This window comes from Lentzea jiangxiensis (assembly GCF_900104175.1).
Lineage (GTDB): Bacteria > Actinomycetota > Actinomycetes > Mycobacteriales > Pseudonocardiaceae > Lentzea > Lentzea jiangxiensis.
On the sequence record NZ_FNIX01000006.1, the window covers coordinates 1 to 12941 of the forward strand.

15 protein-coding genes are annotated in these 12941 nt (G+C 70.5%); 6 read left to right on the forward strand and 9 right to left on the reverse strand.

Going from position 1 to position 12941, the window contains the following annotated elements:
* The coding region (locus BLQ91_RS19000; RefSeq protein WP_090098244.1) for a fasciclin domain-containing protein at positions 1-500 on the reverse strand (500 nt) is incomplete at its 3' end.
* Positions 501-714: 214 nt separating this feature from the next.
* Between BLQ91_RS19000 and BLQ91_RS19005 the strand changes: the two genes are divergently transcribed.
* From BLQ91_RS19005 to BLQ91_RS19030, 6 genes are all read left to right on the forward strand, one after another.
* Positions 715-1326 carry a sigma-70 family RNA polymerase sigma factor gene (locus BLQ91_RS19005; RefSeq protein ID WP_090098245.1) on the forward strand — a complete coding sequence of 204 codons (612 nt, stop codon included), beginning with the start codon at positions 715-717 and terminating at the stop codon, positions 1324-1326.
* The gene (locus BLQ91_RS19010) at positions 1323-2054 is read left to right on the forward strand and encodes an anti-sigma factor (protein WP_090098246.1); all 732 of its coding nucleotides are present in this window, start codon (positions 1323-1325) and stop codon (positions 2052-2054) included. The genes BLQ91_RS19005 and BLQ91_RS19010 overlap by 4 nt, the downstream gene beginning before the upstream one ends.
* A gap of 44 nt (positions 2055-2098) precedes the next feature.
* On the forward strand, positions 2099-2449 hold the full coding sequence (locus BLQ91_RS19015) for a VOC family protein (RefSeq protein WP_176959824.1): 351 nt from the start codon (positions 2099-2101) through the stop codon (positions 2447-2449).
* Positions 2450-2528: 79 nt separating this feature from the next.
* Positions 2529-3533 carry a fatty acid desaturase family protein gene (locus tag BLQ91_RS19020; RefSeq protein WP_090098247.1) on the forward strand — a complete coding sequence of 335 codons (1005 nt, stop codon included), beginning with the start codon at positions 2529-2531 and terminating at the stop codon, positions 3531-3533.
* Between the two features lie 50 nt (positions 3534-3583).
* Positions 3584-5431 carry a hypothetical protein gene (locus BLQ91_RS19025; RefSeq protein WP_143022713.1) on the forward strand — a complete coding sequence of 616 codons (1848 nt, stop codon included), beginning with the start codon at positions 3584-3586 and terminating at the stop codon, positions 5429-5431.
* A gap of 51 nt (positions 5432-5482) precedes the next feature.
* On the forward strand, positions 5483-6184 hold the full coding sequence (locus BLQ91_RS19030) for an SDR family oxidoreductase (protein ID WP_090098249.1): 702 nt from the start codon (positions 5483-5485) through the stop codon (positions 6182-6184).
* Positions 6185-6187: 3 nt separating this feature from the next.
* Here the strand turns inward: BLQ91_RS19030 and BLQ91_RS19035 are convergent, their stop codons facing one another.
* The 8 genes from BLQ91_RS19035 to BLQ91_RS19070 form a co-directional block, all read right to left on the reverse strand.
* Positions 6188-7384: a cytochrome P450 gene (locus BLQ91_RS19035; protein ID WP_218130321.1), complete on the reverse strand. Its 1197-nt coding sequence runs from the start codon at positions 7382-7384 to the stop codon at positions 6188-6190.
* A 13-nt stretch (positions 7385-7397) separates the two neighbouring features.
* Entirely contained in the window at positions 7398-8180 is a 783-nt protein-coding gene (locus BLQ91_RS19040; RefSeq protein WP_090098250.1) for an ABC transporter permease, read from the reverse strand.
* Positions 8177-9112 carry an ATP-binding cassette domain-containing protein gene (locus tag BLQ91_RS19045; RefSeq protein ID WP_090098251.1) on the reverse strand — a complete coding sequence of 312 codons (936 nt, stop codon included), beginning with the start codon at positions 9110-9112 and terminating at the stop codon, positions 8177-8179. The genes BLQ91_RS19040 and BLQ91_RS19045 overlap by 4 nt, the downstream gene beginning before the upstream one ends.
* 10 nt (positions 9113-9122) lie before the next feature.
* A complete protein-coding gene (locus tag BLQ91_RS19050) occupies positions 9123-9965 on the reverse strand; it encodes a DUF4097 family beta strand repeat-containing protein (protein ID WP_090098252.1) in 843 nt (280 codons plus the stop codon).
* 67 nt (positions 9966-10032) lie between these two features.
* Positions 10033-10545 (reverse strand): ribbon-helix-helix protein, CopG family, encoded by a 513-nt coding sequence (locus BLQ91_RS19055; protein WP_090098253.1) that lies wholly within the window; start codon positions 10543-10545, stop codon positions 10033-10035.
* Positions 10546-10644: 99 nt separating this feature from the next.
* Entirely contained in the window at positions 10645-11430 is a 786-nt protein-coding gene (locus tag BLQ91_RS19060) for a TIGR02452 family protein (protein ID WP_090098254.1), read from the reverse strand.
* A gap of 43 nt (positions 11431-11473) precedes the next feature.
* On the reverse strand, positions 11474-12460 hold the full coding sequence (locus BLQ91_RS19065) for a glycoside hydrolase family 113 protein (protein ID WP_090098255.1): 987 nt from the start codon (positions 12458-12460) through the stop codon (positions 11474-11476).
* A gap of 53 nt (positions 12461-12513) precedes the next feature.
* Positions 12514-12939, reverse strand: coding sequence for a universal stress protein (locus BLQ91_RS19070; protein ID WP_090098256.1), 426 nt, complete (start codon positions 12937-12939; stop codon positions 12514-12516).
* Positions 12940-12941 lie beyond the last annotated feature (2 nt).

Below are 12941 nucleotides of genomic sequence, written 5' to 3' on the forward strand. Positions count from 1 at the left end.
GGCGTGATCTGGCCGGGAACCACGTGGTAGGTCAGGATCTTGGTCAGCAGCGCGTCGTCGGTCTTGAGCTTCTCGATCGTCGCGGCGTCGATCTTCGCGAACGCCGAGTCGACCGGCGCGAACACCGTGAACTCCGCGCCGTTGAGCGTCGAGACCAGGTTCACCTTCGGGTTGAGCTTGCCCGACACCGCGCTCACCAGCGTCGTGAGCAGCGGGTTGTTGCTCGCCGCGGTGGCGACCGGATCGGCGGCCATGCCCGAGACGGAACCGGCACCGGACGGCACCTGCTTCGCGTAGTCGGCACAACCCGGACCGACGAGGTTCGAGGCCGGATCCGCCATCGCCGACGACGACGGGGCCATCGAGGTCGTCGGGGTGGCGGCGGCGCTGGAGGAGCTGCTGCCGGTGCTGGCGGCGTCACCCGAGCCGCACGCCGCGCCGAACAGGGCGAGCGAGACGGCGCCGACGGCCAGGACGGTCTTGCGGACGGTCTTGTTCATGACAGGACATCTCCCGGAGTGGTCGAGCGGTTGCTGCTCGTGATTCGGGGCTCCCCCGCAAGCGGACGGGTGCGGTTATGAATCCGTTACCAACCGCTCTGTCCGCCTGACGGCGGGGCGGATTTCTCGCCCGGCCGTGACGGCCCGCCCAAAACCGATCCGAAAGCGCTCCGGCCGCGAACACCAGAGGACAACGCTGAGGAGAGGACTCGGGATGCCGAAGCGTGAGCAGTCGCTGCAGAGCCTGCAAAGCACCCCCCGTGACGTCGGGCGTCCGGCCGATCCGACGGCGGAAGACCTGCTCGCCCTGGTCGCGCGGGGTGACGAGGCGGCGTTCGAGCGGCTGTACGACCTGCTGTCCGGCTCGGTGTTCGGGCTGATCAGACGCGTCGTGCGGGACCAGGCGCAGTCGGAGGAGGTGTTCCAGGAGGTGATGCTCGAGGTGTGGCGGACGGCGACGAGGTTCGACCCCGAGCGCGGCAGCGCCACCACCTGGGTCCTCACCCTGACGCACCGCAGAGCCGTCGACCGGGTCCGCTCCGCCCAGGCCGCCACGCACCGCGAGGACCGCGCGGCCCGCCTCGACCCGGCCAGGCCGTTCGACGAGGTGAGCGAGCAGGTCAACGGCCGGCTCGAGCAACGCCAGGTGCGCCGGTGCCTGAGCTTCCTGACCGAACTGCAGCGCGAGTCCGTGCTGCTGTCCTACTACCAGGGCTACTCGTACCCGGAAGTCGCGAGCCTGCTGGGCATCCCGCTCGGCACGGTCAAGACGCGGATGCGCGACGGCCTGATCCGACTGCGGGACTGCATGGGGGTGACCGGATGAGGACCACATCCGCGGATCTGCACACGCTCACCGGCGCCTACGCCGTCAACGCGTTGTCGGAGTTCGAGAGGACCGCGTTCGAGACCCACCTGCCCGGCTGCGAGAGCTGTGCGGTCGAGGTCGCCGAGCTCACCGCCACGGCCGCGCGTCTCGGCGCGGCGGTCGACTCCCCGCCGCCCCCTCACCTGCGTGCTCGCGTGCTCGCGGCGGCGGCGGAGACGCGGCAGGTTCCCCCCGAGACGGCCAGAACCGCGGTGCGCGCCCCGCGCACCGACTTCAGGCGGTGGGCCGGTGGGCTGGCCGCGGCCGCCTGCCTGGTGGCGGCGGCGTTCGTCACGGTGCAGGTCACCGACTCCGCCGACGAACGCCGGCTGGCGCAGCTCTCCAGCGAGTACAGCCGGTTCTCGGACCTCCTGTCCTCTCCGGACGCCAAGCTGATCAGCGGCACCGCGCCGAACGGGGCGACGGGCACCGCGGTCGTGTCGGCGAGCAGGGACGAGGCGCTGTTCCTCGCCAGAGACCTGCCCGCCGCGCCCGGCGGGCACACCTACCAGCTGTGGCTGATCGGCGACGACGGGCCGCGTTCGGCGGGCCTGCTGGCGGCCGGGTCGTCGCCCGTCGTGGTCACCGGGCTGATCGGTGCGCGGGAGGTCGCGCTCACGGTCGAGCCGGACGGTGGCTCGCCGGGTCCGACCACGCCTCCGGTGATGGCGATGGCGCTGGCGTAGAACGAGGGCGGTGGTTGTCCGCATGCCGTGCCAGCATTCCGCGCATGATCGGACGTTGGCACGGCCTGGTGGTCGACTGCCCCGACCCGCGGGCGCTCGCGGGTTTCTACGAGGAGCTGCTCGGCATGGTCCGGGTGCAGGACGACGGCGATTTCGTCGTCATCGGCGACGCCCCCGACCGGCCGGGCGTGGCCTTCGCGAAGGTCGAGGCGTGGGTGCCTCCGAAGTGGCCGGAGGAAACGGCGCGCATGCACTTCGACGTGAGGGTCGCCGACCGGGAGGCCGCCGGCCGGCAGGTGCGGGAACTGGGTGCGCGCGAGCTCCCGGGAGGCGGCGAGTCCTTCGACGTCTACGCCGATCCCGCCGGGCACCCGTTCTGCCTGGTCTCGTGGTGAGACCAGGCGTCACCGGCCGTGCACGACTTCTTCGTCACCGTGTGGCATCTTCTTCGTCGTAGTGGGGCACCCTGGACGAATGGTGCCCCGGCAGGCGAGCGACTTCGCCCAGCTGTCCGCTCTGGTGAAACAGGCAGGACTGCTCGAACGACGACGCGGTTACTACTACGCGCGGATCGGCGTGAACCTCACCCTCTACGCGGCGGCCTGGGTGGCGTTCGCGCTGCTGGGCGACTCGTGGTGGCAGCTCGCGGTGGCGGTGGCGCTGGGGGTGATGAGCACGCAGCTCGCGTTCATCGGCCATGACGCCGGGCACAAGCAGATCTTCGCCTCCCGGAAGTGGAACGAGATCACCGGCTACGTCCACAGCGGACTGGTCGGGGTCAGCTACGACTGGTGGGTCTCGAAGCACAACCGGCACCACGCCAACCCCAACCACGAGGACGAGGACCCGGACGTCGACATCTCGGTGCTCGCGTTCACGCGGCGGCAGGGCCTCGCCAAGAGCGGGCCGTTGCGGTGGATCGCCTCGCGCCAAGCGGTGTTGTTCTTCCCGTTGCTGCTGCTGGAGGGCTTCGCGCTGCACTGGCACTCGATCCGGCACTCCGGGCGCGAGCGGCCGCTGATGATCGCGAACGTCGTCGTGTACCTGGCGGTCGTGTTCTGGGTGCTCTCGCCGGTGTACGCCGTCTCGTTCATCCTCGTGCACCAGGCCGTGTGGGGCTTCTACATGGGGTGTTCCTTCGCCCCCAACCACAAGGGGATGCCGGTGCTCTCGGCGGGGCACTCGCTCGACTTCCTGCGCAAGCAGGTGCTCACCTCGCGCAACATCCGCGGCGGCTGGTTCGTCGACGTGCTGCTCGGCGGGCTCAACTACCAGATCGAGCACCACCTGTTCCCGAGCATGCCCCGCCCGCACCTGAGGCACGCGCAGCCGATCGTCAGCGAGTTCTGCCGGCAGCGCGGCATCTCCTACGCGCAGTGCGGCCTGTTCCGCTCGTACGGGTACGTGCTGGAGCACCTGCACGAGGTCGGGGCGTCGTTGTCCGAAAAAGGACAAAGGCCGGCCGAAAGGCTCGCCTGACCCGCAATCCGCTGGTTTCCTCGGTTCGAGACCGAACTGGGGGTTCTACCATGCGAAAACACCTGTTTGGCGTGCTCACGGCCGGTGTGGCACTGACTTTGGTGGCCGCGGGGCAGTCCGCGGCCGAGCCCGTGCCGCGCAGCAGCCAGCCCGAGCCGATGCTCGCGTTCCTGCCCACCGAGGCCCAGGTCGACTGGGCCGCGGTCCACCGCGACCGGCAGGCGCGCAAGCAGTCGCGCCTGGCCGCGAAGAGCGCCGGCCAGCCGTTGACCTACACCGAGGAGGAAACCGGCCAAGGCGCCAACGACGCACCGGACCGGGCCGAGCACGTGGCCGGGTTCGGGACCGGCCGGGGCAAGAACGCGAAGCTCAGGCTCACCGGCGACCTGGCCGGTGATCCCTCGCTCCCCGTCGTGCCGCCGTCCCCCGAGACCAACGACGCCGTTCCGCTCGCCGGCAGCCTCGGCACGCCCGCGCGGACCAGCGGGACGATCGGCGACGGCCCGTACGGCAGCGCGGGCGACGGCACCGGCGACCACGACTTCTACCGGGTCACCGGCGGCGCGGAAGGCACGGTGCTCACCGTCGAGACGGACACCCCGGTGGGCTCCCTGGACACGCTGCTCGCCGTGTTCGACGCGCAAGGGCGGCTGCTGGCCGAGCACGACAACCTCGCGGGCACCACGGACAGCAGGCTGCAGCTCTCGGTGGGAGCGGGGCAGGACGTGTACGTGATGGTCGCCGCGGCCGGTCCCGGCGGGATCCCGGCCGACCCGCTCACGCCGGGCACCGGCAAGCGCGTCCTCACCGAAGGCGCGTACGACCTGACGATCACGAACGGCGCGCAGCGCCAGGACAGGGACTTCTTCTCCGTCGACCTCAGGGCCGGCGACGTGCTCGGCGCGTCGGCGGCGGGCAGGGCCACCAGGGTCGTCGTCCACGACCCCGCCGGGCGTGAGGTCTTCGGTTCGTCGCAGGACTTCAGCTTCCTGTACGCCGAGAACTCCCCGCTGCCCGCCGGTGGCAACGCCGTCGCGGACTTCGTGGCGCCGAGGGACGGCCGCTACACCGTCGGCGCCGAGAACGGCACCGGGCGCTACGACGTCACGGTCGAGGCGTACCGGCCCGGCTCCGAGCTCAACCAGCGACCCGAGGCGCTGACGCTCTTCCTCGACTTCGACGGCGCCCGCGTCAACACCCGCGTCTTCGGCGTCACCCCGTCCGGCAACCGCGACCTCTCGCCGCTGAGGAAGTTCCTGCCGGGCTGGGGCCTCACCGGCGCCGACGAGAACGCGGTGATCGACGGCGTGATCGCCACCGTGCGGGAGAACGTCGAGAAGGACCTGGCCGCGAAGGGCACCAACAGGCGGTTCGCCGTGCGCGTGCTGAACAGCCGCGACCACGCCGACCCGTGGGGCCAGCCGAACGTCAGCCGGATCGTCGTCGGCGGCTCGATCGCCGAGTCCGGCATCCAGACCGTCGGCATCGCGCAGTCGATCGACGCGGGCAACTTCGGCGAGGAGGAGACCTCGCTGGTGCTGCTCGACGTCCTCAGCGCTCCGGCCACGCAGTCGCGCACCTCGTTGAACGGCTACATCACGCCGGCCAGCGACAAGATCGCGTTCATCGGCAGGGCCATCGGCAACATCACCGCGCACGAGGCCGGGCACATGTCGGGCAGCTGGCACCAGGACCAGTTCAACGCGCTCGACAGCCTCATGGACCAGGGCGGCAACCCCAAGGGCATGTTCGGCGTCGGGCCGGACGGCGTCGGCGGTACCGCGGACGACGTCGACGTCGACTTCCACGAGGACGTCCTCAACCCCGGCGAGGGCTTCACCGGGATCGAGGACTCCCTCAACCGCACCGCGTGGGCCTACGTGCGGGGCGCCAACTGACGGTCCGATTCCCGCCAGAACCCCGGCCGCTGTTCCGCCAGGGTGGACGGCATGGAACCACTTGCAGGAAAAGCGGCTCTCGTCACCGGCGGGAGCCGAGGCATCGGGGCCGCGGTCGCCGAGAAGCTCACCGCTCTCGGCGCCCGCGTCGCCGTCACGTACCAGAACACCAAGCCCGACAACGGTTTCGCGATCCGGGCCGACAGCGCCGACCCGGACGCCGTGGTGGCCGCCGTCGAGGAGACGGCTGTCCACTTCGGACGACTCGACGTGCTCGTCAACAACGCCGCCGTGTTCCGGGTCGGGCCGCTGGACGAGCTCGGCCGCGACGAGTTCGACCACACGATGGCCGTGAACGTCCGCGCGCCGTTCCTCGCCGCGCGCGCAGCGGCGAAGCACATGCGTGAGGGTGGCCGGATCATCAGCATCGGCAGCAACGTCGCCGTGCACGCGCCGTTCCCCGGCTTCGCGTTGTACTCCGCGAGCAAGACGGCGCTGATCGGGATGACGAAGGGACTTGCTCGCGACCTGGGTCCGTCGGGCATCACGGTGAACGTCGTGAACCCGGGTCCCACCGACACGGACATGAACCCGGCGGACGGGCCGATGTCGGACGCGATTCGCGGGCTGACCGCGCTGGGACGCTACGGAACACCTTCGGAGATCGCGGAGGTGGTGGCGGCGCTGGCAGGTGAGGCCGGTGCGTACGTCACCGGTTCCAGCATCAACGCCGACGGTGGCTTCACCGTCTGACGGCTACGCCCAGGTGACCGGCAGGGCGTGCACGCCGTAGATGTTCATGTCGGTCCGCAGCTTCACCTCGCTGGGCTCGACGGCGAGCTCCAGCGAGGGGAAGCGGCGCAGCAGCCCCTCGAACCCGGCGCGCATCTCGATGCGGGCCAGCTGCTGGCCGAGGCACTGGTGGACGCCGTGCCCGAACGCCAGGTGCCCGCGGGCGTTGCGGTGCACGTCGAGCGTGTCCGGGTTCTCGTAGCGCGCCGGGTCGTGGTCCCCCGCCAGCAGCGACAGCACGACCGTCGAACCCTTCCGGATGGTCTCGCCGAAGAACTCGACGTCCTCCGCCGCGTAGCGGAAGAAGACGTCGGCGACCGTGAGGTAGCGCAGCAGTTCCTCGACGGCGTCGGGGATCAGCTCCGGTGCCGACCGCAGCGCTTCCTTCTGCTCAGGGTGCTCCAGCAGCGCGAAAGTGCCCAGCGCCAGCATGTTCGCGGTCGTCTCGTGGCCGGCGAGCAGCAGCAGGAACGCCATGCCGGTCAGTTCCGGGATGCTGAGGTCCTCGTCGCGGGCCAGGTCGGACAGCAGGTCGTCGCCGGGTTCGGCGCGCTTGGCCGTGACGAGCCCGGCCAGGTACGTGCTCAGCTCCACGTACACGGCGATCTTGTCCTGGAGGTCGATGTCCCGTTCCATGAACCGCGACGAGTTGTGCTGGAACGACTCGCGGTCCGCGTACGGGACGCCGAGGATCTCGCAGATCACCAGTGACGGCACGGGAAGCGCGAACTCCCGCACCAGGTCGACCGGCGGGGTGAGCTCCGCCAGCGCGTCCAGCTGCCGCTCGGTGATCTCGACGATGCCCTCCTCGAGGGCCTTCATCCGCTTGACCGTGAACGCTCCGGTGAGCTTGCGGCGCAACCGGGTGTGGTCCGGCGGGTCCATGCTGATGAACAGGCCGGGTTCCTGCGGCGACGGCTCGGTCTGCTCGGGCATGCCGGGTGTCGGGTACGGGACGTGCAGGACGCCGAGGTCCTGCCGCGAGCTGAACCTGAGGTCCGCCAGCGCCTGCCGGACCGCGTCGTAGCCGGTGACGAGCCAGCCCTCGTGGCCGTCGGGGAAGAGCATCGGGCTGACCGGCCGGGTGGACCGCAGCGAGGTGATCTGGCTGGGAGGGTCGAACGGGGTGACGTCCCGTTCCATGGGCAGGCCGTGCAACATGTCTGGATCTCCTTCAGCGGGTGGATTCGCGGTTGAAGAGCTTCTTGGACCAGAGGTAGCCGCCGACCCCGATGACGAGGCACCAGGCGGAGGCGATGTAGCCGCTGTTGCCGATCGGCGTGCCCATCAGCAGTCCGCGCAGGGCGTCGATGAACGGGGTGAACGGCTGGTACTCGGCGAACCAGCGCAGCACGGTCGGCATCGAGTCGGTGGGCACGAAACCGTTGCCGAAGAACGGGAGCAGGATCAGCGGCAGGCCGACGTTGCTCGACGACTCGACGGACTTGCTGGCGAGACCGAGCGCGGCGGAGAGCCAGATCATCGCGAACGACATGGCGACCAGCAGGCCGGCCAGCGCGAGCCAGCCCAGGGCGCTCGCCTGCGGGCGGAACCCGATCGCCAGCGCGACACCGAAGACGACGGTCATCGCGAGGACGGTCTGGACCAGGCTGCCGATCACGTGTCCTGTCAGGACGGACACCCGCGCGATCGCCATGGTGCGGAAGCGGTCCACGATGCCCTCGGTCATGTCCATCGCGATCGAGATGCTCGTGCCCTGCACCGCGGCGGTGATCGACATCAGGACGATCGTCGGCGTCACGTAGTTCAGGTACTCGGCACGGCCGCCGGACGGACCGCCGAGGCCGGCGCCGAGCGTCCCGCCGAACACGTAGACGAACAGCAGCAGGAAGACGACCGGCATGACCAGGAGCTGGAACGTCAGGGACGGGTAGCGGATCATCCGCTTGAGGTTGCGGCGCACCATCGTCGCCGAGTCGGTCAGTGCGTGCGTCATGAGCGGGCCACCGTTTCTGGCTTGCCGGTGAGGGCGAGGAAGACGTCGTCGAGGTCGGGCGTGTGGGTGCTGAGCGACTCGACCGCGACCGCGTGCTCGTCGAGCCGGTCGAGCAGGGCTTTGAGGGAGCGGACACCGCCGTCGCTGGGCACCCGCAGGGCGAGCGCGTCACCGTCGCGCGAGGCGTTGCGCACGACCCGTGTCGCGGCCTCCAGGTGCCGCAGTTCGCTGAACTGCAGCAGGACGTGACCGCCGGGCATGCGGCGCTTGAGCTCGTCCGCGGTGCCCTCGGCGACGATCCTGCCGTGGTCGAGCACCGCGATCCGGTCGGCGAGCTCGTCGGCCTCCTCCAGGTACTGCGTGGTGAGGAAGATCGTGACGCCGCTCGCCACCAGCCCGCGCACGATCTGCCACATGGTGCGGCGGCTGCGCGGGTCGAGGCCGGTGGTCGGCTCGTCCAGGAAGATCACCTGCGGCGACCCGACCAGCGTCATGGCGAGGTCGAGCCGGCGCCGCATGCCGCCGGAGTACGTGGAGGCCGACTTGCCGGCCGCGTCCACGAGGTCGAACTCCGCCAGCAACTGCTCGACCTTGGCCCTGCCCTCCGCCTTGCCGAGGTGGTGCAGGTCGGCCATCAGCTGCAGGTTCTCGCGGCCCGTCATCAGGTTGTCGACGGCGGAGAACTGGCCGGTGACGCCGATGGCGGCGCGCACGGCGTCGGGATCGCCCGTCACGTCGTGGCCCGCGACGGACGCGCTGCCGCCGTCCGCGCGGATCAACGTGGAGAGGATCTTGACGGTGGTGGTCTTGCCGGCGCCGTTCGCGCCGAGCAACGAGAACACGGTGCCGCGCTGGACGTTCAGGTCGACGCCCTTGAGGACTTCGTTGTCGCCGTAGGAACGGCGCAGGCCGGTGGCTTCGATCGCGTACATGGGATTCCCCTCAGGCACGGCGGACGGAGATGTCGCCGAAGGACGTGTGGGCGGTGACCTCGACGGTCTCGGCACAGGCGCCGGGGCCGTCACTGCCCTCGAGCGAGTTGGAGACGCGGCCGAAGCTGGTCTTGGCGTCGATCCACGCGGCGGTGCCGTGGGCGATGCCGACCTCGATGCCGCCCATCGCGGTGTTCAGCGTGACGGTGTCGCGGACGACCTCGCCGACCTCGATGGCCCCCATCGCGGTGCGGGCCTCCACCAAGGCGCCGGCGCGCTCGACGTGGATGTCGCCGTTGGCCGAACGGGCCCGCAGCGCGCCCTCGACCGTGCCGACCTCGATGTGGCCGTTGGAGTTCTTCACGACCAGCGCCCCGTCGACCCTGCCGACGCGGAGGTGGCCGCTGCCGGTCTTGACCTCGGCGTTGCCGGTGACCGCGCCGACCTTGACCGCCCCGGCACCGGTGTCGGCCTTGAGCGAACCGGCGCGGTCGACGTGGATGTTGCCCGCGGACAGGTCGACCTCGGCCGCGCCGAGCACGCCGCTGGTGCGGACGCTGCCCGCCGTGACGTCGAGGTCCACCTCGGACCCGGTCGGCAGCTCGATCACGACGTCGACCGACCTGGTCTTCTTGGAGAAGTCGAACGTCCGCTTCGGCCCGCGCACCGTGAGCGTGCCGTCGGCGAAGTCGACGCTGGTCTTCTGCGCGGTGTCGACGTCCGAGGTGTCGGACGGGTCGGAGGGCCGCACGTCGACGTTCGTCGTGGTGCGGTCCGTCGCGACCACCTGGACGTGGCCCGCGTAGATGTCGAGCAGCACCGAAATCGGTTCCGGCGTGTCGTAAGAAGGCATGGCTGTCCCCTCAGAAGGTGTGGGTGGAACATCCCCGCAGGTCGGGGCGAAGTGGTGAAGGCTGGAGCTAGCGGACCCAGCCGACGAAGCGCTGCGCGCCGGTGATGCTCGACAGCGTTTCGGCGGTGGTGTCGCGCTTCGGGCTCAGCTGGGCCGACGCGGCGCGCACGAGCCACGCGTTGACCGAACGGCCCTCCTTGGCCGCCGCCTCGTCGATGGCGGCCTTGAGCGGCTCGGGCAGGCGGACGTTGATGCGCACCGTGGTGCCGTCGTCGAAGCCGGCCGCCACGTCCTCGGCGGGGGCGGGTTCCGGCGCGGCGGCGGCCTGCGGCTCGGGCTTCTGGCGCGTCACGACGAACTTCGGGTCACGACCCCGCAGCAGCACCTGCACCGAGTCCGGTGCCAGGTCCGCGGTGATCTCGTCGGCGGCGGCGGAGAGCGCTTCGAGCAGCGCCAGCCGGATCGCCGACTCCATCGTCACGGTCAGCCGCTCGACCAGCGCACTCGCTTCCCCGCCACCGGTTTCGACGGCGGTCAGCAGTTCGCGGCCGAGGGAGGCCACATACGGCGTCAGATCCATGGCATCACTATGGCACACAGTGGCACCACCAACAAGCAATTCTGGCTCAGATTGGCATCATTCTGGCTCAGTGCAGGTCAGAGGTGGTGCCATCGCGGCTCAGACGAACACCTCGGCGAACGCGGAGAAGGTCGGCGCGCCCTCGTGGCGGTCCAGAACGGCGAAGACGACGTGCTCGAAGTAGCGGTTGTCGCGCAGCGCGAGGGCGAAGATCCGGGCGACGGTGGCGGGGTCGTTGCCGAAGACGCCGCAACCCCAAGCGCCCAGGACGAGCCTGCGGTGGCCGTGCGACGCCGCGACGTGCAGCACGCGGATGGCGCGCCCCAGCAACGCGAGCGGGACGCCGTCGGCCTTCTCCGGCTGGTTCCGCCGGATCGCCGCGAGGTTGGGCGCCGCGGCGGTGAGGAACGAGACTTCGTAGGGCCGCGGCAACAACTCGCCCTCGTCGTCGCGGAACACCGGGACGCGCGGCGAGTAGATCACGCGGTCGGTGTAGGTGAGGTCGGTGTGCGCGCGGTGGTGCTCGTAGAACTCACCGGCGGTGCTCAGGCTCAGGTAGAGCGCCGACGCACGGGCGATGCTCTCCTCCTGCGCCACCCTGCCGTTGAGGAAGCCGCCGCCGGGCTTGCGGGCGGAGGCGAAGTTCAGGGCGGCGATGTCGCCGCCGAGCCGGCGCGCGGCCTCCAGGGTGGACTCGCCGGTGACCTCGACCCGGACGCCCGCCGTCTCGGAGGGCAGCGACAGCACCTCGTCCGGCAGGTGCAGCCGGGTCCCGGAGACGGCGTGGGAGACGTCGACGGCGACCTCGCCCGCGCCGGTGGCGTAGGAGCCCCGCTCCGAGATCTCGACGGTGTCGTGGGCGATGGCGCGCAACCTGCTGCTCATGGTGCCCCGAGTCTGACCGCCGCAGACCGCTGCGCCAAGCCGGTTAAATCCGCCCGTATACCTCGGCGACGGCACCGAACGCGGCCTTGGGCTCCCAGCGGCCGTCGTCGTACACCTTCACGATGCCGGGGCTCGCCATGTCGAGGTCGCGACCCGGGTCGTCCGGCCGGTGCGGGTAGTTGCCGAGGGCGAACATGTAGACGAACGCGCCGTCCACGCCTTCGGCCTCGAAGGTCTCCAGCACCTCGCGCAGGTAGGTGGCCTGCTCCTCCTCGTCACGCACGTACCCGTCCTTCACGCGCACCGGCACCCCGGCGTCGTCGTGCTCGACGATCTCCATGCTGCGCGGAGCCACGGCACCCGAGCCGCGCCAGGCCGCCGTGCCGAAGCCGGTGATCGCGACCGGTTTCCCCTGCCCCACCACGTTCCTGATGCTCTCGGCGTAGACGCCGGCGACCTCGGCGGAGCGGATCAGCTCGAACGACCTGATGTCGAACAGGTCCCAGTCGGGGTTCTCGAACGGGATGCAGGCGTAGGTGAGCCTCCCCCGGAAGTGCTGCCGCACCACGGCGACGGCTTCGGCGAGGAACGCGGTGAGCTTCTCCGCCGCCTCCCTCATCCGTTCGGGCCGCCCCAGCAGATTTCCCAGCCGCTGACCGACGTCGTCGCCGGGCAGGAAGCCCACGTTCATGATGCTGACCTCGACACCGGTCACGAACACGACCTCCGCACCCCGCAGCCGGACGCGCTCCGCCCTGCGCGCGCAGTCGGTGAACAACTCCAGGACCTCGGCGGGCGTCAGCTCCAGCGGGTAGGGCGAGAACCAGATCTCCAACCCGAGCCCGGCTGCGACCCCCGCGGCCCGCTCGAGCCGTTCCGGATCACCTCCGACCAGGTGGACCGCGTTGCAGTGCAGGTCGTCCCGGATGACGGTCAGGTCTCGCCTGACCACGTCGAGGTCGAACTCCTCGAGCGAAATCTCCCCGTGGCGCACGAAACCGGTGTCGTACGCAATGCCCTTGGCTCGCATGGCCGCGAGACTAAGGGAGAAAAGTGCGTGCACGCAAGTTTTCAGTCGCGCAGCTACGAGGGCCAGACGAGGAGCACCGGACAGGGCGCGTGGTCGACGACGAACCGCGTCGCCGGGCCGAGGCTGCGCGGACCGGCGTGGCTGACATCGCCGTCCCGGCAGAGGATGAGCAACGACGCGTTCTGAGCCGCCGCAACGACTTCGTGCTCGACCCGGCCGACACGGGCCTCCTTCGCGCACGGGCGCCCGAGACGTTCCGCCGCCGCGTCGAGGAGCTGTGCCGCGTGGTCTGTCGCGAGGTGGTCCAGGCGCGTGCCGGGGTCGCGCGACGCGTGCCGGCCGAGCAGCCCGGCGAAGGCGGCGTGTGCCGCGCCGGCCACGTCGCTGACGTGCAGCAGCAGGAACTCCCCCGGCTGAGCGCTCGCCGCGTCGACGCAGTCCTGCCAGGTGTCGTCGGCGATCCACACGACCACCGTCATGG

Excerpts from the sequence above, each read along its gene's own strand:
- BLQ91_RS19030 (WP_090098249.1), top strand. The coding sequence starts at position 5,483 with ATGGAACCACTTGCAGGAAAAGCGGCTCTCGTCACCGGCGGGAGCCGA.
- BLQ91_RS19020 (WP_090098247.1), top strand. The coding sequence starts at position 2,529 with ATGGTGCCCCGGCAGGCGAGCGACTTCGCCCAGCTGTCCGCTCTGGTG.
- BLQ91_RS19050 (WP_090098252.1), bottom strand. The coding sequence starts at position 9,965 with ATGCCTTCTTACGACACGCCGGAACCGATTTCGGTGCTGCTCGACATC.
- BLQ91_RS19015 (WP_176959824.1), top strand. The coding sequence starts at position 2,099 with ATGATCGGACGTTGGCACGGCCTGGTGGTCGACTGCCCCGACCCGCGG.
- BLQ91_RS19025 (WP_143022713.1), top strand. The coding sequence starts at position 3,584 with ATGCGAAAACACCTGTTTGGCGTGCTCACGGCCGGTGTGGCACTGACT.
- BLQ91_RS19005 (WP_090098245.1), top strand. The coding sequence starts at position 715 with ATGCCGAAGCGTGAGCAGTCGCTGCAGAGCCTGCAAAGCACCCCCCGT.
- BLQ91_RS19065 (WP_090098255.1), bottom strand. The coding sequence starts at position 12,460 with ATGCGAGCCAAGGGCATTGCGTACGACACCGGTTTCGTGCGCCACGGG.
- BLQ91_RS19055 (WP_090098253.1), bottom strand. The coding sequence starts at position 10,545 with ATGGATCTGACGCCGTATGTGGCCTCCCTCGGCCGCGAACTGCTGACC.
- BLQ91_RS19070 (WP_090098256.1), bottom strand. The coding sequence starts at position 12,939 with ATGACGGTGGTCGTGTGGATCGCCGACGACACCTGGCAGGACTGCGTC.
- BLQ91_RS19060 (WP_090098254.1), bottom strand. The coding sequence starts at position 11,430 with ATGAGCAGCAGGTTGCGCGCCATCGCCCACGACACCGTCGAGATCTCG.
- BLQ91_RS19010 (WP_090098246.1), top strand. The coding sequence starts at position 1,323 with ATGAGGACCACATCCGCGGATCTGCACACGCTCACCGGCGCCTACGCC.
- BLQ91_RS19040 (WP_090098250.1), bottom strand. The coding sequence starts at position 8,180 with ATGACGCACGCACTGACCGACTCGGCGACGATGGTGCGCCGCAACCTC.
- BLQ91_RS19035 (WP_218130321.1), bottom strand. The coding sequence starts at position 7,384 with ATGTTGCACGGCCTGCCCATGGAACGGGACGTCACCCCGTTCGACCCT.
- BLQ91_RS19045 (WP_090098251.1), bottom strand. The coding sequence starts at position 9,112 with ATGTACGCGATCGAAGCCACCGGCCTGCGCCGTTCCTACGGCGACAAC.